Here is an 18,458-nt window from a genome sequence, read left to right as displayed (position 1 = left end):
CGTCCGGCGGTGGCCCGGCTAGGAGACGGGCGGGACCGCGTGCACCGGCTCGGTGGCCGCCGGCGCCGCCGTGGCGGCGTCCGCCGCTCGGGGAGTGACCCGCACACGCGCCACCCGGTGCCCGTCCATCTCGGTGACCTCGAGGCGGTGCTCGCCGGTCTCGACCACGTCACCGACCTCGGGTACGCGGTCGAGGTGCACCTGCACGAGCCCGCCGACGGTCTCGTAGTCGCCGTCCGGCAGCAGCGGACCGCCGTCGGCCGCGAGGTCCTCGAGCACGGTCGCACCGTCGATCCCGTCGGACTCGGCGGCCGGCGGGTCGTACTCGTCCCTGATGCGGCCGACGAGGTCCTCGAGCAGCGCCTCGAGCGTGACCATGCCCGCACTGCCGCCGTACTCGTCCACCACGAGCGCGATCTGGTGTCCCTCGGTGCGCATGTCCGCGATGGCACTCGACAGCGACTTCGTCTCCGGCAGCGCGAGCACGGGGCGCACGAGCGTCGAGACGGGTGCCGTCGGGTCGGTCGGGCGGAGCAGGTCGCGGAGGTGCACGAAGCCCGCGACGTCGTCCCGCGAGCCCTCGGTGACCAGGTACCGGGTGTGGCCGACCTCGATGGCGTGGTCGGTCGCGTCGGCGATGCTGAGCGAGGCGTCGATGGTCGAGACGTCGTACCAGGGGCGCATCGACTCGCGGAGGATCCGGTCGCCGGCGTCGAGGGCGCTGCGGGCGATGCGGCGGCCCTGCGCGTCGATGGCGTCGTGGTCCTCGACCAGACCGCGGAGCTCCTCCGTGCTCATCGACTCGCTGCGGGCGTCCGGGTCGCCACCGAGCAGCCGGACCACGCCGTTCGTGGTCTTCGACAGCACCCAGATCACCGGGCGCATCGCGGTCGCGAACCGGTCGAGCGTCGGCGCGACGGCCATCGAGAAGCCCTCGGCGCGCTGCAGGGCGAGGCGCTTCGGCACGAGCTCGCCGAACACGAGCGACAGGTAGGCGATGACCAGGGTCATCAGGACGAGGGCGACGGCCTCGGCCGCCCCCTGGTCGAGTCCGAGGCCGGACAGCAGCGGCGCGACGTCCGGCGCGATCGACGACGCACCGTACGCGGCCGAGAAGAACCCGGCGACGGTCACGCCGATCTGCACGGCGGACAGGAAGCGGTTCGGGTCACGCCCGAGCGCGGCGACCCGGGCTCCGCGGGAGCCACGTCGCTCGAGCTGCTGCAGCTGTGACTCGCGGAGCGAGACGAGGGCGATCTCCGCCGCGGCGAAGACACCGCCGACGAGCACGAAGAGGATGACGAGCCCGAAGGCGATCCAGGTGTCGGCGTCCATCAGCGGGACACCACCGTGGGTCGGCGACGGGCGGGCGGTCTGTGGTGATCGTCCATGCTGAGATCCTGTACAGCCATGCTGGGACGCCGCCGCGCCGGTGCTGCACGAGTGCTGTGGGTCCGGGGTGCACGGACCGGGACGTCAGCGGTCCCGACGATCCGCTGGGTCGCCCAGGTCGGATCGAGCCCGGGTCGGATCGAGCCGGGGTCGGATCGTGCCCGGGCCGGGTCGTGCTCGGGTCAGATCGTGAGCGAGCGGCCGATGCGGGCCTCGAGCCAGGCCTCGGGGTCGATCGGCGTGACACCGTCCATCAGGACCTCGAGGTGGAGGTGTGCGCCCGTCGAGACGCCGGAGGAGCCGACGCTGCCGATGAACTGGCCGGCCTCGACGGTGTCGCCGGCCCGCAGCGGCGACGACCCGGGGATCATGTGCCCGTACAGGGTCGAGACCCGGCGGCCCTCGATCACGTGGTCGATGATCACCGTCGTGCCGTACGAGAAGTACGTGCCCGAGACACGGACGGTGCCGGCGGCGACGGCGCCGATCGGGGCGCCCATGCCCGGGTTGAAGTCGAGGCCCTGGTGGAGCGAGGAGCACGCGGCGCACGGAGCGGAGCGGTACCCGAACCCGGAGCTCATGCGCACCGGGCCGGGGAACGGCGAGCGGACCTCGCCACCGTACGACACCGCGCCCTCGGCGCCGCCGTCACCGGCGACGACGACCTGCTGCCCGCCGCCGACCGTGAAGTCGTCGCGGTCGAGGGCGGCCGCCGTGACCGCCTGGGTGACCGCGTAGTCCTGGGTGCGGACCTGCGGCGCGAGCGTGGACGTCGCTGACGAGGTGCCGGCGCTGGCGTGGGCGGGCATCGCGGACGCGGCGAACATCGCGAGTGCGGCAGCGGCGCTGGTCAGCGTGATGCGGCTCGCGCGGTGCGAGCGGGACGGGCGCGTTGCACGTGCCGCGGGCGTCGCGGCGACCGGCAGCGCGGCACTCCGTCGACGGACGACCCGGGTGATCCGCGCGTCGACGTGCTCGGTGGTGGCCCGGGCCTCGGTGGTGCGACGTCCCGACCGCGCAGCGACCGGGACGGTGTGCGGAGCCGGAGCCGGAGCCGGAGCCGGAGCGGCCGACGACTCGGGCGTGCGTCCGGGCGCCGGTGCGGGGGAGACGGTCGCGACCGCCGGGGCCGCGTCCGAGCGGGACGGGCGGGGAGCGCGGGTGCGACGCGCTGCCTTGCCAGCCGCTGCGCGCTCGGCCTCGAGGGCAGCGCGACGGGACAGGTGCACGACCGGGGTCTCCGGCTGCTGCTGGTCGGTGTCGTGTGTCGTCGTCATGGCCGCAGACCATTCTGCACGAGTCTGTCGCTTTGTACAGGGGTGATCGTGATCTTCCCGTTACCGAACGGCTGGCAGTCCGCTGACGTGTCACCGCGGTTGCGTGCCCGCTGGACGTTGCGTCGGTAGTGTCCGAGACCAGCGACCGGAAGGACCTGCGCCATGGCCCGAACGCCGCGGGAACGCCACGAACCCATCGACCTCGCGACCGCCGAGGTCGTGCTCGCCGGCACCCAGGAACTGCTCCCCGTCCTCCGGGCGTCGGCCGTCCGTGCGGGCGTCGACGCCGCCAGGATGCGGGTCGTCGGGGTGGACGACCTCCCCGATCCCCACGAGCACGCCGATGCCGACCTCGCGGTGATCGCGATCCGCCGACCGGGCGACGACCCCGCGTTCCACCGGGCACAGGAGGCCGCGGAACTCATCGCGCCGCTGCTCGCACCGAACGCCGTGCGCATCGTCATCACGGTCTCGGGGGTGACCCGGCTCGCCCCGAAGGTCGAGCGGACGCTGACGTCCGAGGTGCTCCACCAGATCGGCGTGGCCTCGGCCCGCTCGGGCTTCAAGCGCCCCTTCCGGAGCATGCGGACCCGCCTCGGCACCGCCGGACTGCGGGCCGCCGGGGTGCGGGTGTTCCGGATCACGATCTGACCCGACCCCACGGCAGTGCCCGACCGGGTATCTTGACGTCGAGAGAAACCGCGCCGCGAGTACCGTGGACGGACCGAGGTCCGGCACGGTCGAACAAGGGAGTACCCGCCAGCATGGCCAAGATCATCTACACGCTCACGGACGAGGCACCGTTCCTCGCCACCCACTCGTTCCTGCCGGTCGTCGAGGCGTTCGCGCGCACCGCGGGGGTCGACGTCGAGACCCGCGACATCTCGCTCTCCGGTCGGATCATCGCCCAGTTCCCGGAGCGGCTCACCGACGAGCAGCGCCTGGACGACGCCCTGGCGGAGCTCGGCGAGCTCGCGGGGACGCCCGAGGCGAACATCATCAAGCTGCCGAACATCTCGGCGTCGATCCCGCAGCTCAAGGCGGCGGTCAAGGAGCTCCAGGCGCAGGGCTACGACCTGCCCGCCTACCCCGACGAGCCCACCACCGCCGAGGAGCGCGACGTCCGGGCCCGCTACGACCGCGTCAAGGGCAGCGCCGTCAACCCGGTCCTGCGCGAGGGCAACTCCGACCGCCGCGCGCCGCTGTCGGTGAAGAACTACGCCCGCAAGCACCCGCACCGCATGGGCGCCTGGAGCCACGAGTCGCGGACCAACGTCGTGACGATGGGCAAGGACGACTTCCGCTCGAACGAGCAGTCGTGGATCGCCCCCGCCGACGACACCCTGACGATCGAGTTCGTGGCCGCCGACGGCGACACCACCGTGCTCAAGCAGTCGATCCCCGTCCTCGCGGGCGAGGTCGTCGACGGCACCGTCCTGCACGTCCGCGCGCTCGAGGCGTTCCTGCAGGACCAGATCCGTGCCGCGCAGGACCAGGGCGTCCTGTTCTCGGTGCACCTCAAGGCCACGATGATGAAGGTCTCCGACCCGATCATCTTCGGCCACGTCATCCGGGCGTTCTTCCCGACCGTGTTCGAGCGCTACGGGGCCGACCTCGCCGCCGCCGGCCTGAACCCGAACGACGGCCTCGGCTCGATCCTCGCCGGGCTCGACAGCGTGCCGAACGGCGCGGAGATCACGCAGGCGTTCGCCGACGGGATCGACGCAGGCCCCGAGCTCGCGATGGTCGACTCGGACAAGGGCATCACCAACCTGCACGTGCCGAGCGACGTCATCGTCGACGCCTCGATGCCCGCGATGATCCGCACCTCCGGCCACATGTGGGGCCCGGACGGCGAGGAGCACGACACCCTCGCGGTCATCCCCGACTCGAGCTACGCCGGCATCTACCAGGCCGTCATCGAGGACTGCCGCGCGAACGGCGCCTTCGACCCGTCGACCATGGGCTCCGTGCCGAACGTCGGGCTCATGGCGCAGAAGGCCGAGGAGTACGGCTCGCACGACAAGACCTTCGAGCTCCCCGGCGACGGGAAGGTCCGCGTCGTCACGAGCTCCGGTGAGACGGTCATCGAGCACGAGGTCGAGCAGGGCGACATCTGGCGTGCCTGCCAGACGAAGGACGTGGCGATCCGCGACTGGGTGAAGCTCGCCGTCACGCGCGCCCGTGCCACCGGTTCGCCCGCCGTGTTCTGGCTGGACGAGACGCGTGCGCACGACGCGAACCTGATCGGGCTGGTCCGGCAGTACCTCGGCGAGCACGACACCGACGGCCTGCAGATCGAGGTCATGGCACCCGAGGACGCCATGCGCTTCTCGCTCGAGCGCATCCGTCGCGGCGAGGACACCATCTCGGTCACGGGCAACGTGCTCCGCGACTACCTCACCGACCTGTTCCCGATCATGGAGCTCGGCACCTCGGCGAAGATGCTCTCCGTCGTCCCGCTCCTGGGCGGCGGCGGGCTGTTCGAGACCGGTGCCGGCGGGTCGGCCCCGAAGCACGTGCAGCAGCTGGTCGAGCAGGACTACCTGCGCTGGGACTCCCTGGGTGAGTTCCTCGCGCTCGCGGTGTCGCTCGAGCACCTCGCGGGTGTGACGGGCAACGCACGGGCGAAGGTGCTGGCGGACACGCTCGACCGTGCCACGGGGACGTTCCTCGACGAGGACAAGTCGCCCGGCCGCAAGCTCAGATCGATCGACAACCGCGGCAGCCACTTCTACCTGGCGAAGTACTGGGCCGACGAGCTCGCCCGGCAGACCGAGGACACCGAGCTCGCAGCGGCGTTCCAGGGCCTGGCGGCGCAGCTCGACGAGCACGAGCAGACGATCGTCGACGAGCTGGTGGCGGTCCAGGGCAAGCCGGCCGACATCGGCGGCTACTACCGCCCGGACGCGGCGAAGACGAACGCCGTGATGCGTCCTTCGGCCACCCTCAACGAGGCGCTGGCCGCGCTCTAGGCGCGCACCGACGACGGACGGGAGGCGCGGTGCCAGCTGGCACCGCGCCTCCCGTCCGTCACGCGGTCGCGCTCAGACCCTGTCTTGGTCGCAGGACATGCCGTCGCCGCCGGATGTGAGCGGCAAGTCGTGCGACCAGGACGATCGCGGGCGGCAAGTCGTGCGACCGGGTCGGCCGAGGGCGGCGCCGCGTCAGCCCTTGGGGACCGGGGGACCGACGACCAGCAGCGCCGAGAACACCAGCGCGACCGCCACGACCCCGATCGCCACCGACACCCCGGGCCGACGCACCACGAAGAAGAGCAGGCGGTCCCAGACCCCGGACCGCTCGTCGGCGGTCCGTCGCCAGGGGCCCTCGAGCATGCCGCGCCGGGCGACCGCGACCTCGAACGGCACGGTCGCGTACGGCACGACGGCGCTCGCCCACCCGAGCACGAGCGCCCCGACCGACCAGCGCTGGTTCACCGCGACGACCGTCGTCACCACGAGGTACGCCAGGAACACGAACCCGTGGATGCTCCCGCCGATGCGCACGCCCAGGTCGCCGGCGTCCAGCCCGTACTTCAGCACCATCCCGGCGATCAGCAGTGTCCAGGTCACGAGTTCGGCCACCGCGGCGGCACGGAACAGGGAGCGAGGGGTCATGCCGACATGGTCGCGCACCCGTCCGGGAGAACCCCCGACACCCCCGACACACCGCCGGTCGTATCGATTCGACCAGGGGAGCGGGTAGCGTCGGGGGCATGTCAGCGCCGACCGAGAGCCGTCCCCTGAACATCGTCGTCTGGAACGAGAACGTGCACGAGAGCCGCGGTGACGCGACCGTGCTCGGGCACTACCCGGACGGCATGCACACCGTGATCGCCGCCGCGCTCCGGGAGCACCACCCCGAGGCATCGGTGGGCACCGCCACGCTGCAGGAGCCCGAGCACGGTCTGACCGCCGAGCGCCTGGCGGAGACGGACGTGCTGTTCTGGTGGGGACACGTCGCGCACCAGGACGTGTCGGACGAGGTCGTCACCCGCGTGGTCGAGGCCGTGCACGCCGGGATGGGCCTGGTCGTCCTGCACTCGGGGCACTACTCGAAGCCGTTCACCCGGCTGATGGGCACGACGTGCTCGCTGAAGTGGCGGAACGACGGAGAGCGCGAGCTCGTCTGGACGATCGCACCCGAGCACCCGATCGCCGCCGGCGTCCCGCACCCGATCGTCATCGACCGCCAGGAGATGTACGGCGAGTACTTCGACATCCCGCGCCCCGACGAGGAGGTCTTCCTGTCGACCTTCGCCGGCGGCGAGGTCTTCCGCTCCGGTGTCGCCTACCGCCGGGGGCTCGGCCGGGTCTTCTACTTCTCGCCGGGCGACCAGGAGTACCCCGTCTACCACCACCCGGACATCCAGCGGGTGCTCGCGAACGCGGCGGCCTGGGCGGCCCCGGTGTCCGAGCGACGCGAGCTGACGGCTGACCCCCACCCGCGGGACTGGTTCCTCGCCGGTGGTGCGGGTACACAGGAGGGGTGACCAACCATCTCGACGGTGCGGCCCGCCGCACTGCGGTGATCGAGGCGCTCGAGGTACTCGGATCAGGGCCCGAGGAGCGCTTCGACCGCATCACCCGCATGACGCACGAGGCGTTCGGCGTCCCGCTGACCTTCCTCAACCTCGTCCACCACGACCTCGTCACCACGCAGTCGACGTTCGGGTTCCAGCAGGGCACGAGCGTGCCGGCGACCGGGCAGTTCTGCGCGACGACGGTGCTCACCCCCGAGCCGATGGTCGTCCCGGACACGCTCCTCGACCTCCGCTTCGCCGACACGCCCGCCGTGACCGAGTACGGGGTCCGGTTCTACGCCGGCGCACCGCTGACGATGTCCGACGGCACGCGGGTCGGGACGCTGTGTGTGATGGACGCGCAGCCGCGGGTGTTCTCCGACGAGGACCTCGCGCTCCTCGGGGACCTCGCCCGGTGGGCGGAGCGCGAGCTCGGCCACTCGATCGAGCGGGGCCGGGTACGACGTGTCCTCACCGGGCTCGTGCCCGACCCGGTCACGACCGGGGGAGCCGCGGTCGACGGGTTCCTCGAGCCGGACGAGGACGGGGGCGACCTGGTCGACTGGCGCACCGCCGCGGACGGGTCCGTCCAGGCCACGATCGGCACGGTCACCGCGGGCGGTCGGGCCTCGGCGCTCCTCGCGGCGTCGGTCCGTGCCGCCGTCGTCGCCCGCACGGACCTGCCGCTGCACGACGCGCTCGCCGGCCTGGAGGCGCAGCTCGCCCCCGACCTGTCGGCCGGCGGTGCCGTCGGGTCGCTCCTGCACGTGCGCCTCGACCCGACGACGGGTCACACCGAGTGGGTCGACGCCGGGCACGGTCCGGCGCTGCTCGTGCGGGCCGACGGGACGGTGGCCGCGCTGCGGTCGTCGGACCTGCCGATCGGCCTGCAGCCGGACACCGTGCCGCGCACGGTCGGCGCGCTGGACCTCGGGCCGGGGGACCGCGTGGTGCTGGCGACCGACGGCGCGCTGGCGCTCGACGGCGTCGGGGACGTGCAGGGGCTCGGAGCGCTGGCGGTGGCCCACCCCGAGGACCTCGTCGCGCACGTCCGGTCGCTCGTCCCCGTCGGTGGCGACGGCGCGGACGTCGCCGTCGTGGTGCTCGCCCGCACCTGACCGCGCGGAGCCGGGGGCGGGTGCCCCTCCGGGTGGACGTGCTGCGGCGTCAGCGGCCGCGGGGCGCCGGTCGTCCGGTGGCTGCCGCGACGAGCAGCGTGGCCAGGAGCGCGAAGCCGGCGAGCTCGACCCCGAGGCCGGCGGTCTTCCAGTAGGCGCTGCCGACGACCTGCGGCTGCGTGATCGCGTCCGGCCACCACGGGTCGAGGAACGGCACCGTGCCGGGGAAGGGGTCGAGCCCGAGGACCACGAGTCCCCCGAGGAGCAGCACCACGCCGAGGCCCGCCATCGCGCCACGGGACCGGTGCAGCATCCGCACGACGAGGGCTGCCGCCATGCCGGCCATGCCGGCCACGGCGAGCAGGAAGGCGATGACGACGACCGGTTGCGGGGTGAGGGCCACCCAGTCGAGCACGGCGATCGGCAGCAGCAGCCACCGTCCCACCCGTACCCAGCGCCGCGGGTCCCGCCATCCGTCCATGCCGGTCACGGTACGGCAGCGCTCGGGGGGTCCCCTGAGGGCCTCCTCCGGGCAGGGCCGGCTGGTTACCATCGAGCACATGGCGCAGGACGGCCGGATCAGGCAGGAGCGGGCGGTGGCGACGCGCGCGGCCCTCATCGAGGCCGCGGCGGCCGAGTTCGACGAGCGCGGCTACCTCGGGGCGTCGATGGACGGCGTCGCCGAGCGTGCCGGCATGACCAAGGGGGCGCTGTACTTCCACTTCCGGTCGAAGGCCGACATCGCCAGCGCGGTGATCGCTCGGCAGGACGAGATCTCCCGGCACTACGCGGAGGTCGCCGCCACGCGTTCGGCATCGCCGCTGGAGTCCCTGATGTGGATGTCGCAGGGCGTGGCGACGCAGATGACGCGGGAGGTCGTGGTCCGTGCCGGGCTCCGGCTCGCCGCGGACCCGAACGCCCGGGAGATCCCGCGCGAGCACCCGTTCGGCCGCTGGGTGGACCACACGGCCGACATCATCCGTCGGGCGATCGAGGTCGGCGAGGTCGACCCGTCGTGGGACCCGGAGCTCGTCGGGCACGTCGTGAGCCCCGCCGTCGCCGGTGTGCAGATGGTGTCGGACATGCTGCACGACCGGGCGGACCTGTACGACCGGCTGCAGGAGCTCTGGACGATGCTGCTGTCGGCGATGGCGACCGAACGGACCCGGGCCGAGGTGCCTCGACTCGTGGCGATCATCCGGCCGGAGTGCCCCGGGGAGGTCTGAGCGACGCGGGTCCCCCCAGGGACACCCACGTCGCTTCTCTTGGAGGATACCAAGGAGTACGTTTCCGCAGCAGCCCCACTTCGCGGGGATGACGACGACGTCGTACCCTGGCCCGATGGGCACCCCGGCGGCCGAGTTCCACGTCGACGTCGAGCTGGTCGTCGCACTGCTCCGTGACCAGCACCCGGACCTCGCCGACCTGCCCCTGCGGGTCGTGGCGAGCGGGTGGGACAACGTCGTGGTCCGTGCCGGTGACGCCCTGGCCGTGCGGCTGCCCCGCCGCGCCGCGGCCGCCACCCTCGTCGAGCACGAGCAGCGGTGGCTGCCGACGATCGCTGCGCTGGTGGGGGACGCCGCACCCGTCCCGGAGCCCGGGCGACCGGCGGGTGAGCAGGCCCAGGGCGTCCGGGTGGCACAGGACCTCGCCGCCGTCGTGACCCGCCTGCACGTGCCGGCACCGGCGGACGCCCCCGCGAACCCGGTCCGCGCCGTCCCCCTCGCGACGCGGAGCGAGGCCGTGACGACGCGACTGGCGACGGACGACGTGCCCCGCGCCGTGGAGCTGGCCACGCTCTGGCGGACCGCTGCCGGTGCGCCGACGCACGTCGGGCCTCCCGTCTGGGTGCACGGTGACCTGCACCCGTTCAACCTGCTCGTCGAGCCGACGCCGCTCGGTGACCGACGCCTGTCGGCCGTGGTCGACTTCGGTGACCTGACCGCGGGCGACCCGGCGGTCGACCTCGCCACCCGGTGGTTGACGCTCGACGACGCCGGCGGGCGGACGTTCGCGTCGCTCGTCGACGCGGACCCCGCCACCTGAACCCGGGCGCGCGGGTGGGCCGTGTCGATCGCGTCGGCGCTCGCCGTGACGGACGACGACGCCTTCCGGACGGTCGCGGCCCGGGCGATCGACGCGGTGCTGGACGGCTGAGCCCGCAGGGGTTACCGTTCCCTCACCTGTCCGTGCACTGGAGATCGGAGGGGCCTGATGACCCTCGAGTTCCGCGTCCCGCACGACGTCGACACCGACGCCTCTCCCGCCCCGTCCGCCCGACCCGACGCCGTCCGTCGCACCGGTCTCCGCGGTCTGCTCGACCGCCTGGCCGTCCGGCGCGCGGCAGCCCGCGACCGACGGCTGGTGGCCCACCTGCACGAGCTCGACGACCTGCAACGGCTGCTCACCGGCGCACGGGGCGTCGTCGAGCAGGGGTGGATCCAACACTCCTGGTTCGCCTACCTCGACGAGCACGGACGCCTGCGCAAGGCGTCGAGTGCTGCGGCGCTCGCCGCCCAGGGCCGACCGCTCGTCGCCGCCTGCCTGGTGGGGGCCGTCGTCTCGGCGGCGGGTGGCCCGCAGGTCGTGCACTCGCAGCCGGTGCAGCGGGCCCTCGACCTGGTGTGGCACGCCCTGGCCGCCGACGAGGGGCGACCGGTGACCTGGTGCCCGGCGCCGGACGTCCGGATGGCCCGGGTCCGCGACCTCACCACCTGGAACGACCGACCCGGGCGGAGCGCTGCCGAGGTCGCGTCGCTGCTCCTCACCGCGGAGCGGGTCGCCGTGCACGAGGCCGAGCGGGTCGCCGCCCGACGCGTCCCCCTGCCGGGCTGATCGGGGAGCCGGACCGTCCCGGGTCCCACCGGACGACCCGTCGTGCCCCGTGCGGCGGGTCGTCCCCGCTGCGGGCAGGACCCCGCAGTAGCCGACCGCTGCTCGACATCGTTACCGTTCTCCCAGGTGACACCGCTCCCTCGCCCGCTGAACTGGGGTTTCTTCCTGCGCGAAATTGCAGGAACTGCACGGATCGGACGTTTGCCGTTGGTCAAGTACCCCGACCCCTGCGTACGGTCGGTCGAGTTCGTGCCCCGTCCGGTGGGGCGTTCGGCCGACCAGGGAGGGGCGCCCAACCGTGTTCCAGTACGTCGTGGAGCGATGGGACCAGATCTGGTTCTCGTCGTGGCAGCACTTCTCACTGGTCGTCCAGTGCACCGTGCTCGCCACGCTCATCGCCGTGGTGCTCGCAGCACTCGTCTACCGCAGTCCGCAGCTGACCTCGATCGCGAACGGGGTGTCCGCCGTCGGGCTGACCCTGCCGTCGTTCGCCGTGATCGGTCTGCTCATCGTGCCGCTCGGGTTCGGCGTCGTGCCGTCCGTCGTCACGGTCGTGTTCTTCGCCACGCTGCCGATCCTGCGGAACGCGGTGGTCGGCCTCGCCGAGATCCCGCCGACGGTCGTCGAGTCGGCGCGGGGGATCGGCATGAGCCGGATGCGCACCCTGCTGCAGGTCGAACTGCCGATGGCGTGGCCGATCATCCTGAGCGGCGTGCGGGTGTCCGCGCAGATGGTGATGGGCATCGCCGCGATCGCCGCCTACGCGCTCGGCCCCGGCCTCGGTGGCTTCATCTTCTCCGGCCTGTCCCGCCTCGGCGGCGCCAACGCCCTGAACTCCGTCGTCGTCGGGGTGGTCGGGGTCGTCCTGCTCGCCTTCGTCCTCGACCTGCTCCTCATCGGCCTCGGCCGCCTGACCACCCCGAGAGGTATCCGTGTCCAGCACTGACTCCGCCACCACCACCGCCCCCGAGGGCGACGTCACCGGCCGCAGCATCCTGCTCGACGAGGTCACCAAGCGGTACCCGGGCCAGCAGAAGCCCGCCGTCGACGGCATCACGCTCGAGATCCCGGCCGGCAAGATCGTCATGCTCGTCGGCCCGTCCGGCTGCGGCAAGACCACCACGCTGAAGATGATCAACCGGCTCATCGAACCCACCGAGGGCCGCATCGTCGTCGGGGACGAGGACGTCACCGGCATCGACGCCGACGAGCTCCGCCGACGCATGGGCTACGTCATCCAGGCCGGCGGCCTCTTCCCGCACATGACCGTCGCGGCGAACATCGGGATCGTCCCGAAGATGCTCGGCTGGTCGAAGGAGAAGATCGCCGCCCGCGTCGACGAGCTCCTCGACCTGGTCTCGCTCGACCCGGCCACCTACCGCGACCGCTTCCCCCGCGAGCTCTCCGGCGGCCAGCAGCAGCGCGTCGGTGTCGCCCGGGCGCTCGCCGCGGACCCGCCCGTCCTGCTCATGGACGAGCCGTTCGGCGCCGTCGACCCGATCACCCGGCAGCGCCTGCAGGACGAGCTGCTGCGCATCCAGGAGGAACTGCACAAGACGATCGTCATCGTCAGCCACGACTTCGACGAGGCCGTGAAGCTGGGCGACTGGATCGTGATCTTCACCGAGGGTGCGCACATCGTGCAGTACGACACCCCGGAGCGGATCCTGGCCGAACCGGCGAACGAGTTCGTGGAGAACTTCATCGGCTCCGGCGCCGGCCTCAAGCAGCTGACCCTCAACCGCGTGCGGGACGTCGACGTCGTCGACGCCGTGACCTGCTCGCCGGGCGAGGAGGCGAAGGCCGTCCTGCAGCGCATGGACGAGGCCGGACGGCACGGGCACGCCGTCGTGGTCGACCGCCGTCAGCGCCCGATCGGGTGGCCGTCCCGGCGGCAGCTCGAACGCCTCGACCGCATCCCGGAGGGCATCGACCCCGCCCTGCCCGTCGTGGGCGAGGGGGCGACGCTCAACGACGCGCTCGACACCATGCTCGTCTCGAGCGCCGGTGCCGCGCTCGTCACGGGGCGCCGTGACGCCTTCCGCGGCGTCATCACCGTCGAGACCGTCATGGAGGCCATCACCCGGTCCCGTGCGGCTGCCGCGGACGAGCAGGCGTACACGCCGGTCGGTACGAACACGAACCCGATCGAGACCCTGCCGTCCTCGCCCGTGGCCCCGACGGTCGCGACGTCCGGGGAGGACCTGTGACCGCCGTCGCGACCGACGCGCCCGCCGCAGCCGGCCCGGGCACCGCGCAGCGCACCCCCTGGAAGGGCCTGCTCGTCCAGCCGATCGCGATCCTGGTGGTCCTGGCCGCCTGGGTCCTCTGGCTGAACACCGCGGACCTCAGTGCCACCGAGCGTTCGACCCTCAACCCGTCGGGCATCCTCGAGCTCACCGGACAGCACCTCGTCCTGACGCTCCAGGCCACCGTGCTCGTGCTCGTGATCGGCATCCCGCTCGGGGTCCTGCTCACCCGCGGGCCCTTCCGGCGGGCGAGCACCACGGTCATCGCCGTCGCGAACTTCGGACAGGCGGCCCCCGCGGTCGGGCTCATCGTGCTGCTCGCGGCCTGGCTCGGCCTGAACAGCTGGTCGGCGGTCGTCGCCCTCGTGCTCTACGCGATCCTGCCGGTGCTCCGGAACACCATGCTCGGTGTGCAGAGCGTCGACGACCGGCTCGTCGAGGCCGGCCGCGGCATGGGCATGAGCGCCCTCAGCGTGCTGCTCAAGGTCGAACTGCCGCTGGCGGTCCCGGTCATGCTCTCCGGCATCCGGACGGCCCTGGTGCTGCTCGTCGGCACCGCGAGCCTGGCGACCTTCGTCGGCGCGGGCGGCCTCGGCCTCCTCATCACCACGGGCGTGACCCTGTTCCTGCCGAAGGTGCTCGTCTCCGGGGCGCTCCTGGTGGCGCTCCTCGCCCTGACCATCGACTGGATCGGCCGCATGGTCGAGACGGTCGCACGACCGAAGGGACTCCGATGACGCCCGACGACACGACGCACGCCGACGAGACGACCCGCGAGCAGGGCGCACGTCGCGCCCGCCGCACCGACGGGACGGGCGCCCGCCGCGCCTCCCGTCCGTCCACCGGTCGCCGCTGGGTGGCCGCCGCCGCCGTCGCGGGGGCGAGTGCCCTCGTCCTGACCGGCTGCGGCCTGCAGCCGGCCGCGTCCTTCGTGCCGGGTGCCGCGCCGGGATCGATCCAGCGGATCGACGACCTGCCGGACGACGCGGAGCTGACCGTGACGTCGAAGAACTTCACGGAGCAGCTCGTCCTCGGCAAGATCGCCGTCCTCGCCGCCAAGGCGGCGGGGTTCGACGTCACCGACGAGACGAACGTGCCGGGGTCCGTCGCGGTGCGCGAGCTGATGACCTCGCACGGCGCGGACTTCACGTACGAGTACACGGGCACCGCCTGGCTCACGTTCATGGCGCACGAGCAGGGGATCCCCGACAAGACCGAGCAGTGGCAGGCGGTCAAGGACGAGGACGCCGGCAACGGGCTGACCTGGCTCGAACCGGCGCCGATGAACAACACCTACGCGTTCGCCGTGCGCGACGAGGCGGTGTCCGAGCTCGACGACGTGAAGACGCTGTCGGACATCACGAAGCTGCCGGTCGACCAGCGGACGTTCTGCGTCGAGTCGGAGTTCAACTCGCGTGCGGACGGCTTCAAGCCGATGCTCGAGAAGTACGGCCTGGAGCTCGGCGGGTCCGGCGAGAACGGCGTGCCGACGTCGAACGTCAGCATCCTCGACACCGGCACGGTCTACACCGCGACCGACCGGGGCAAGTGCAACTTCGGCGAGGTCTTCACGACCGACGGCCGCATCAAGTCGCTCGGCCTGACCGTGCTCGAGGACGACCGCGGGTTCTTCCCGGCGTACAACGTCGCACCCGTGATCGACTCCGAGACGCTCGAGGAGTACCCGCAGCTCCGTGACGTGTACGACCAGATCTCGCCGGAGCTCACCGACGAGGCGCTGCAGGAGCTGAACCGCCAGGTCGACGTCGAGGGCCGCGAGCCGGCGGACGTCGCCTTCGACTGGATGGTGGACAAGGGCTTCATCACGGCGCCCTGACGGGTGACTCGGTCGACCGGGCGAACCGGGTGACCTGTCGGACGGGAGGCGCGGTGCCGGTGGGCACCGCGCCTCCCGTCGTCCGCGGGGTCGCGTCGCTGCTCGCGAGCTCCGGACGGGCTGCATCGCGTCGAGCGCGTGGCCGCGTGGCCGCGTGGCCGCGTGGCCGCGTGGCCGCGTGTCCGCGTGTCCGCGCGGCCGGCTCCGGACGGCGCGCACGCCGCGTGCATAGTCTCGGACACGTGGCGGCTTCGGGACGGGACCTCGGCGACGGGTGCACGCTCACGCTGCGCGACCTGAGCACCGTCGACGCCGTCCACGACCTGGTGCAGGCCAACCTCGCACGCCTCCGGGCCGCGGAACCGTGGGCCTGGGCGCCGGTCTCCCGGGACTCGCTCGTCCTGCACACGGAGCAGCTGCTCGGGCAGTACGCGATGGACCGGGCGGTGCCGTGCGTCGTCCGGGTGGACGGGAGCATCGTCGGCTCGGTGTCGCTCGCGCTCGACCCGTACCTGGGCCAGGCGTCGCTCGGCTACTGGATCGACGAGCGGTACGAGGGGCGCGGCATCGTCCGACGGGCCGCTTCTGCACTGCTCGAGGTCGCGCGCGAGCGGGGGAGTGCCCGGGTGGAGGTCCGCACCGGCGTCGACAACGCCCGGAGCCGGGCGCTGGCCGAGCGGCTCGGGTTCGTGCACGAGGGGACGCTGCGCAGCGCGCTGCCGCTCGGGCCCGGACGGGTCGACGTGGCGGTGTACGGGCTGCTGACCTGACGGTCGTCGGCGGCGCTCCGCCGGGCCCCCGGCGAGACGAACGCTGCGTCAGCGGCCCTGGGACACGCCCGCCCACACGGCGAACGCGCCGCCGAGCAGGAGCAGCACGCCGACCACGATCCAGACCGCCAGCGCGACGAGGTTGAGGAGGATGCCCCACCCCGCTCGGCCACGGGCCATCGGCTCACGACTGCGGGAGGCGATCCCGAGGCACAGGCCGACGACGGGGGCGAAGAAGGTCCACCCGGCGAGCAGCGAGCAGACCCCGAGCACGAGGCTCGCGGTGCCGAGGCCGGTCCGAGGGGTGTGCTGCACGGTGGTCATGTCCCCGACGCTACGGGGTCCTGCTGCCGCGGCGCGTCCCCCGGTGGTGTGACCGCGGGTCCTCCCGGGGACGGACCTCCTGCGGACGGACGGCCGCACGCCGGTATCGTCGGAGCATGGCCCTGTTCGGACGACGCCCCAGGAACGACGTTCGCGACCGCCCGGTCAGCCAGGTGGAGCTGAAGCGGGCCGTCGACGAGGGCTTCCTCATCGCCAGGGCCGCCGTCACCGTCGCGGTGGCGAACCGGATCATCACGAACGCCCTCCGCGACCAGGGGTACTTCGACCACGCCGTCATCGCCGAGGCCACCCGCGAGGAACTGCACCGCATGGCCGAGGAGCAGCGCGGGGACGCCGCCCGCATGCGGGAGATCCGGTCCACGTCGAGCAACAAGCGGGGGCGCTCGCAGCACCAGCACGACTACAAGCGCGGCGACGACCTGAAGCTCCGCACGCGCGAGGCCACCTACGAGCAGCTCGCCGCCATGCTCGACCGGCGGCGCGACGACCAGGGCTTCGTCGACCGCATCGTGCTGCAGGCCCGTGCCCGGGCGTGGGACGACATCGGCACGACCGTCGTCGGACGCCTCGGGTGGGCGCAGCGCCCGACCGAGGACTACGAGATCGGCCGCGACGAACGTCTGCAGCAGATGCTCGACCAGGACTTCGCGGCGCTGCTCGCGGCGCACCCGGCGGGCGCCGAGGCCCCGGTCGCGACGCCGGCCGACGCGGACGAGCCCGACGAGGGCGACGCCGCCGAGGACGGTACGGATCCCGCCGACGCGGACACCGCACGCCCCTGACGACGGGAGTGCAGGACTGGTACTTGATGTACCACCGAGGTTCGTCTACGGTAGAGGTGTAACGCCCCAGGACCATTCGGCACCGCCGGACTCCTGGGGCGATCGACGTCCTGGGGGGTTGTGATGTCCTTCGAGCAAGAAGGGGAGAGCGGCTGGCTCCACCCGGAGCGTGCGCTCCGTCCGTTCGAACCGGATCGCCCCGACCGCGGCGAGACGGGGGCCGCGCCCATCGATGAGCGCCCGTGGGGTACGAAGAGTCTCCGTCGAGTGGGTGAGAACATCCGCTCGGGTGCTGCGCTCAACTCGGGGGATCCGACCTACGAAGAAGTCATGCTCTGGTACAACGACCTGGCGACATGGGTGCAGTCAGAGATCGAACTCCTGGACTGGCAGCCACTCCTGCAGGACGCACGACCCAGCCTGGTCTCGCGACCGAAGACGATCGACACCTTGCGACAGAAACTCCAGCGCCATCCGACGCTCGACATCGGCTCGGTCCAGGACATCGCGGGGGTGCGGTTCGAAGCCGAGATGACGCTCGACCAGCAGGACGCTGTGGCAAAGGCTGTAGCCCTTCACTTCGACCACGACCCGGATGATCCTGCATGCGTCCGGGATCTGCGCGCAGCGCCGCACAGCGGGTACCGAGCAGTGCACGTCTGGCTCCGCTTCGAGAAGAGAGGGCGGGTCGAGGTCCAGATCCGGACCCACGTGCAAGGCGCTTGGGCGAACCTGTTCGAGCGAGCTGCCGACGTACTCGGACGAGACATCCGGTACGGGGGGAAGCCTGAAGGGGTGGCAGAGCGTCGCTTCGTCGAGGACATGATCCGCCTGTCGGAGCGTGGTCTCACGGCGTTGGAGCGAGCTCGCAATCAGGTTGCTCGCGAGCAGCTGATGATCGATGATGGGGCGCGGGGGATCGTGTCGATGCAGCAACCGTTCGAACGCCGTGACGGCGTGACCGTCCCACAGGCGTGGAGTAGCATCCGTGCCACCGAAGTCCGCGTCCTCGAGGAGTTCGAGAAGATCAAGGTCGGGCTGGTGAGCCACGGCGATGAGACAGAAGGTGATCGATGGCCGGCTACGTGATCGAGTTCAACCGACGCGACGGCTCGCGTCGCGTCACCGAGTTCCCGGGAGTCACCGGCTCGCGTGAAGCACTTCTGCGTCGCCTGGAGCTGGAGCGTCTCCGCGAGGATTCCGACGTCGAGATCGTCTCCCTGAACGGTCCGTCGCTGCAGCAGGTGCAGGAGACCCATTCTCGGTACTTCCTCGGCGAGGAACTCTCGAACGCAAGCTGAGGTCTCACCCGCGCCCGCCCCTGACCG

At 72.2% G+C, this 18,458-nt stretch carries 20 protein-coding genes; 15 read left to right on the top strand and 5 right to left on the bottom strand.

The window, feature by feature from the left end; genetic code table 11:
* Positions 1-18: 18 nt before the first annotated feature.
* Together Q9R28_RS05270 and Q9R28_RS05265 are read right to left on the bottom strand one after the other, a co-directional pair.
* Entirely contained in the window at positions 19-1,335 is a 1,317-nt protein-coding gene (locus Q9R28_RS05270) for a hemolysin family protein (protein WP_209684833.1), read from the bottom strand.
* Positions 1,336-1,574: 239 nt separating this feature from the next.
* Positions 1,575-2,669: a M23 family metallopeptidase gene (locus Q9R28_RS05265; protein ID WP_209684834.1), complete on the bottom strand. Its 1,095-nt coding sequence runs from the start codon at positions 2,667-2,669 to the stop codon at positions 1,575-1,577.
* A gap of 162 nt (positions 2,670-2,831) precedes the next feature.
* Here Q9R28_RS05265 and Q9R28_RS05260 point away from each other — a divergent pair, with 162 nt between their 5' ends.
* Together Q9R28_RS05260 and Q9R28_RS05255 are read left to right on the top strand one after the other, a co-directional pair.
* Positions 2,832-3,320, top strand: coding sequence for a hypothetical protein (locus Q9R28_RS05260; RefSeq protein ID WP_066657341.1), 489 nt, complete (start codon positions 2,832-2,834; stop codon positions 3,318-3,320).
* Between the two features lie 113 nt (positions 3,321-3,433).
* Entirely contained in the window at positions 3,434-5,644 is a 2,211-nt protein-coding gene (locus Q9R28_RS05255; protein WP_311205617.1) for an NADP-dependent isocitrate dehydrogenase, read from the top strand.
* A 192-nt stretch (positions 5,645-5,836) separates the two neighbouring features.
* On the opposite strand, the gene Q9R28_RS05250 is transcribed toward Q9R28_RS05255, so the two are convergent.
* Positions 5,837-6,289 (bottom strand): DUF3817 domain-containing protein, encoded by a 453-nt coding sequence (locus Q9R28_RS05250; protein ID WP_209684836.1) that lies wholly within the window; start codon positions 6,287-6,289, stop codon positions 5,837-5,839.
* Between the two features lie 98 nt (positions 6,290-6,387).
* Between Q9R28_RS05250 and Q9R28_RS05245 the strand changes: the two genes are divergently transcribed.
* A complete protein-coding gene (locus tag Q9R28_RS05245) occupies positions 6,388-7,164 on the top strand; it encodes a ThuA domain-containing protein (RefSeq protein WP_200884121.1) in 777 nt (258 codons plus the stop codon).
* Positions 7,161-8,312 carry a SpoIIE family protein phosphatase gene (locus Q9R28_RS05240; protein WP_311205616.1) on the top strand — a complete coding sequence of 384 codons (1,152 nt, stop codon included), beginning with the start codon at positions 7,161-7,163 and terminating at the stop codon, positions 8,310-8,312. Before Q9R28_RS05245 ends, Q9R28_RS05240 begins: the two co-directional genes overlap by 4 nt.
* A gap of 49 nt (positions 8,313-8,361) precedes the next feature.
* On the opposite strand, the gene Q9R28_RS05235 is transcribed toward Q9R28_RS05240, so the two are convergent.
* Positions 8,362-8,793 (bottom strand): hypothetical protein, encoded by a 432-nt coding sequence (locus Q9R28_RS05235; protein WP_271826586.1) that lies wholly within the window; start codon positions 8,791-8,793, stop codon positions 8,362-8,364.
* Positions 8,794-8,872: 79 nt separating this feature from the next.
* On the opposite strand from Q9R28_RS05235, the gene Q9R28_RS05230 reads away from it, so the two are divergent.
* The 8 genes from Q9R28_RS05230 to Q9R28_RS05195 all read left to right on the top strand — a co-directional run bounded on the left by Q9R28_RS05230 (position 8,873) and on the right by Q9R28_RS05195 (position 16,003).
* Positions 8,873-9,538, top strand: coding sequence for a ScbR family autoregulator-binding transcription factor (locus tag Q9R28_RS05230; protein WP_251160689.1), 666 nt, complete (start codon positions 8,873-8,875; stop codon positions 9,536-9,538).
* A gap of 115 nt (positions 9,539-9,653) precedes the next feature.
* Complete coding sequence (locus Q9R28_RS05225; protein WP_311205615.1) at positions 9,654-10,358, top strand: phosphotransferase; 705 nt, start codon at positions 9,654-9,656, stop codon at positions 10,356-10,358.
* 168 nt (positions 10,359-10,526) lie between these two features.
* Positions 10,527-11,147 carry a hypothetical protein gene (locus Q9R28_RS05220; protein ID WP_311205614.1) on the top strand — a complete coding sequence of 207 codons (621 nt, stop codon included), beginning with the start codon at positions 10,527-10,529 and terminating at the stop codon, positions 11,145-11,147.
* Between the two features lie 298 nt (positions 11,148-11,445).
* A complete protein-coding gene (locus Q9R28_RS05215) occupies positions 11,446-12,093 on the top strand; it encodes an ABC transporter permease (protein ID WP_251155594.1) in 648 nt (215 codons plus the stop codon).
* The gene (locus Q9R28_RS05210; protein WP_066657297.1) at positions 12,080-13,357 is read left to right on the top strand and encodes an ATP-binding cassette domain-containing protein; all 1,278 of its coding nucleotides are present in this window, start codon (positions 12,080-12,082) and stop codon (positions 13,355-13,357) included. The genes Q9R28_RS05215 and Q9R28_RS05210 overlap by 14 nt, the downstream gene beginning before the upstream one ends.
* Positions 13,354-14,133, top strand: coding sequence for an ABC transporter permease (locus tag Q9R28_RS05205; RefSeq protein ID WP_396137151.1), 780 nt, complete (start codon positions 13,354-13,356; stop codon positions 14,131-14,133). The genes Q9R28_RS05210 and Q9R28_RS05205 overlap by 4 nt, the downstream gene beginning before the upstream one ends.
* Complete coding sequence (locus tag Q9R28_RS05200; RefSeq protein ID WP_311205613.1) at positions 14,130-15,233, top strand: glycine betaine ABC transporter substrate-binding protein; 1,104 nt, start codon at positions 14,130-14,132, stop codon at positions 15,231-15,233. Before Q9R28_RS05205 ends, Q9R28_RS05200 begins: the two co-directional genes overlap by 4 nt.
* A 242-nt stretch (positions 15,234-15,475) precedes the next feature.
* Entirely contained in the window at positions 15,476-16,003 is a 528-nt protein-coding gene (locus tag Q9R28_RS05195) for a GNAT family protein (protein ID WP_311205612.1), read from the top strand.
* 48 nt (positions 16,004-16,051) lie between these two features.
* Here Q9R28_RS05195 and Q9R28_RS05190 read toward each other — a convergent pair whose 3' ends face one another.
* Positions 16,052-16,327, bottom strand: coding sequence for a hypothetical protein (locus Q9R28_RS05190; RefSeq protein WP_209684843.1), 276 nt, complete (start codon positions 16,325-16,327; stop codon positions 16,052-16,054).
* Positions 16,328-16,443: 116 nt separating this feature from the next.
* Here Q9R28_RS05190 and Q9R28_RS05185 point away from each other — a divergent pair, with 116 nt between their 5' ends.
* The 3 genes from Q9R28_RS05185 (at position 16,444) to Q9R28_RS05175 (ending at position 18,431) form a co-directional block, all read left to right on the top strand.
* On the top strand, positions 16,444-17,130 hold the full coding sequence (locus Q9R28_RS05185) for a hypothetical protein (protein WP_311205611.1): 687 nt from the start codon (positions 16,444-16,446) through the stop codon (positions 17,128-17,130).
* A 267-nt stretch (positions 17,131-17,397) separates the two neighbouring features.
* Complete coding sequence (locus Q9R28_RS05180) at positions 17,398-18,219, top strand: hypothetical protein (protein WP_311205610.1); 822 nt, start codon at positions 17,398-17,400, stop codon at positions 18,217-18,219.
* Positions 18,204-18,431, top strand: coding sequence for a hypothetical protein (locus Q9R28_RS05175; RefSeq protein ID WP_311205609.1), 228 nt, complete (start codon positions 18,204-18,206; stop codon positions 18,429-18,431). The genes Q9R28_RS05180 and Q9R28_RS05175 overlap by 16 nt, the downstream gene beginning before the upstream one ends.
* The last annotated feature ends 27 nt before the right edge of the window (positions 18,432-18,458 follow it).

It is taken from the genome of Curtobacterium sp. BRD11, assembly GCF_031844345.1.
Classification (GTDB): Bacteria; Actinomycetota; Actinomycetes; order Actinomycetales; family Microbacteriaceae; genus Curtobacterium.
Note: the sequence above shows the minus strand (reverse complement) of the source record. Positions and strands in the feature narration are given on the sequence as shown.

Coding starts and splice junctions, on each gene's coding strand:
- Q9R28_RS05260 (WP_066657341.1), top strand. CDS start 2,832: ATGGCCCGAACGCCGCGGGAACGCCACGAACCCATCGACCTCGCGACC.
- Q9R28_RS05230 (WP_251160689.1), top strand. CDS start 8,873: ATGGCGCAGGACGGCCGGATCAGGCAGGAGCGGGCGGTGGCGACGCGC.
- Q9R28_RS05265 (WP_209684834.1), bottom strand. CDS start 2,669: ATGACGACGACACACGACACCGACCAGCAGCAGCCGGAGACCCCGGTC.
- Q9R28_RS05235 (WP_271826586.1), bottom strand. CDS start 8,793: ATGGACGGATGGCGGGACCCGCGGCGCTGGGTACGGGTGGGACGGTGG.
- Q9R28_RS05255 (WP_311205617.1), top strand. CDS start 3,434: ATGGCCAAGATCATCTACACGCTCACGGACGAGGCACCGTTCCTCGCC.
- Q9R28_RS05250 (WP_209684836.1), bottom strand. CDS start 6,289: ATGACCCCTCGCTCCCTGTTCCGTGCCGCCGCGGTGGCCGAACTCGTG.
- Q9R28_RS05220 (WP_311205614.1), top strand. CDS start 10,527: ATGACCCTCGAGTTCCGCGTCCCGCACGACGTCGACACCGACGCCTCT.
- Q9R28_RS05245 (WP_200884121.1), top strand. CDS start 6,388: ATGTCAGCGCCGACCGAGAGCCGTCCCCTGAACATCGTCGTCTGGAAC.
- Q9R28_RS05185 (WP_311205611.1), top strand. CDS start 16,444: ATGGCCCTGTTCGGACGACGCCCCAGGAACGACGTTCGCGACCGCCCG.
- Q9R28_RS05270 (WP_209684833.1), bottom strand. CDS start 1,335: ATGGACGCCGACACCTGGATCGCCTTCGGGCTCGTCATCCTCTTCGTG.
- Q9R28_RS05225 (WP_311205615.1), top strand. CDS start 9,654: ATGGGCACCCCGGCGGCCGAGTTCCACGTCGACGTCGAGCTGGTCGTC.
- Q9R28_RS05175 (WP_311205609.1), top strand. CDS start 18,204: ATGGCCGGCTACGTGATCGAGTTCAACCGACGCGACGGCTCGCGTCGC.
- Q9R28_RS05200 (WP_311205613.1), top strand. CDS start 14,130: ATGACGCCCGACGACACGACGCACGCCGACGAGACGACCCGCGAGCAG.
- Q9R28_RS05190 (WP_209684843.1), bottom strand. CDS start 16,327: ATGACCACCGTGCAGCACACCCCTCGGACCGGCCTCGGCACCGCGAGC.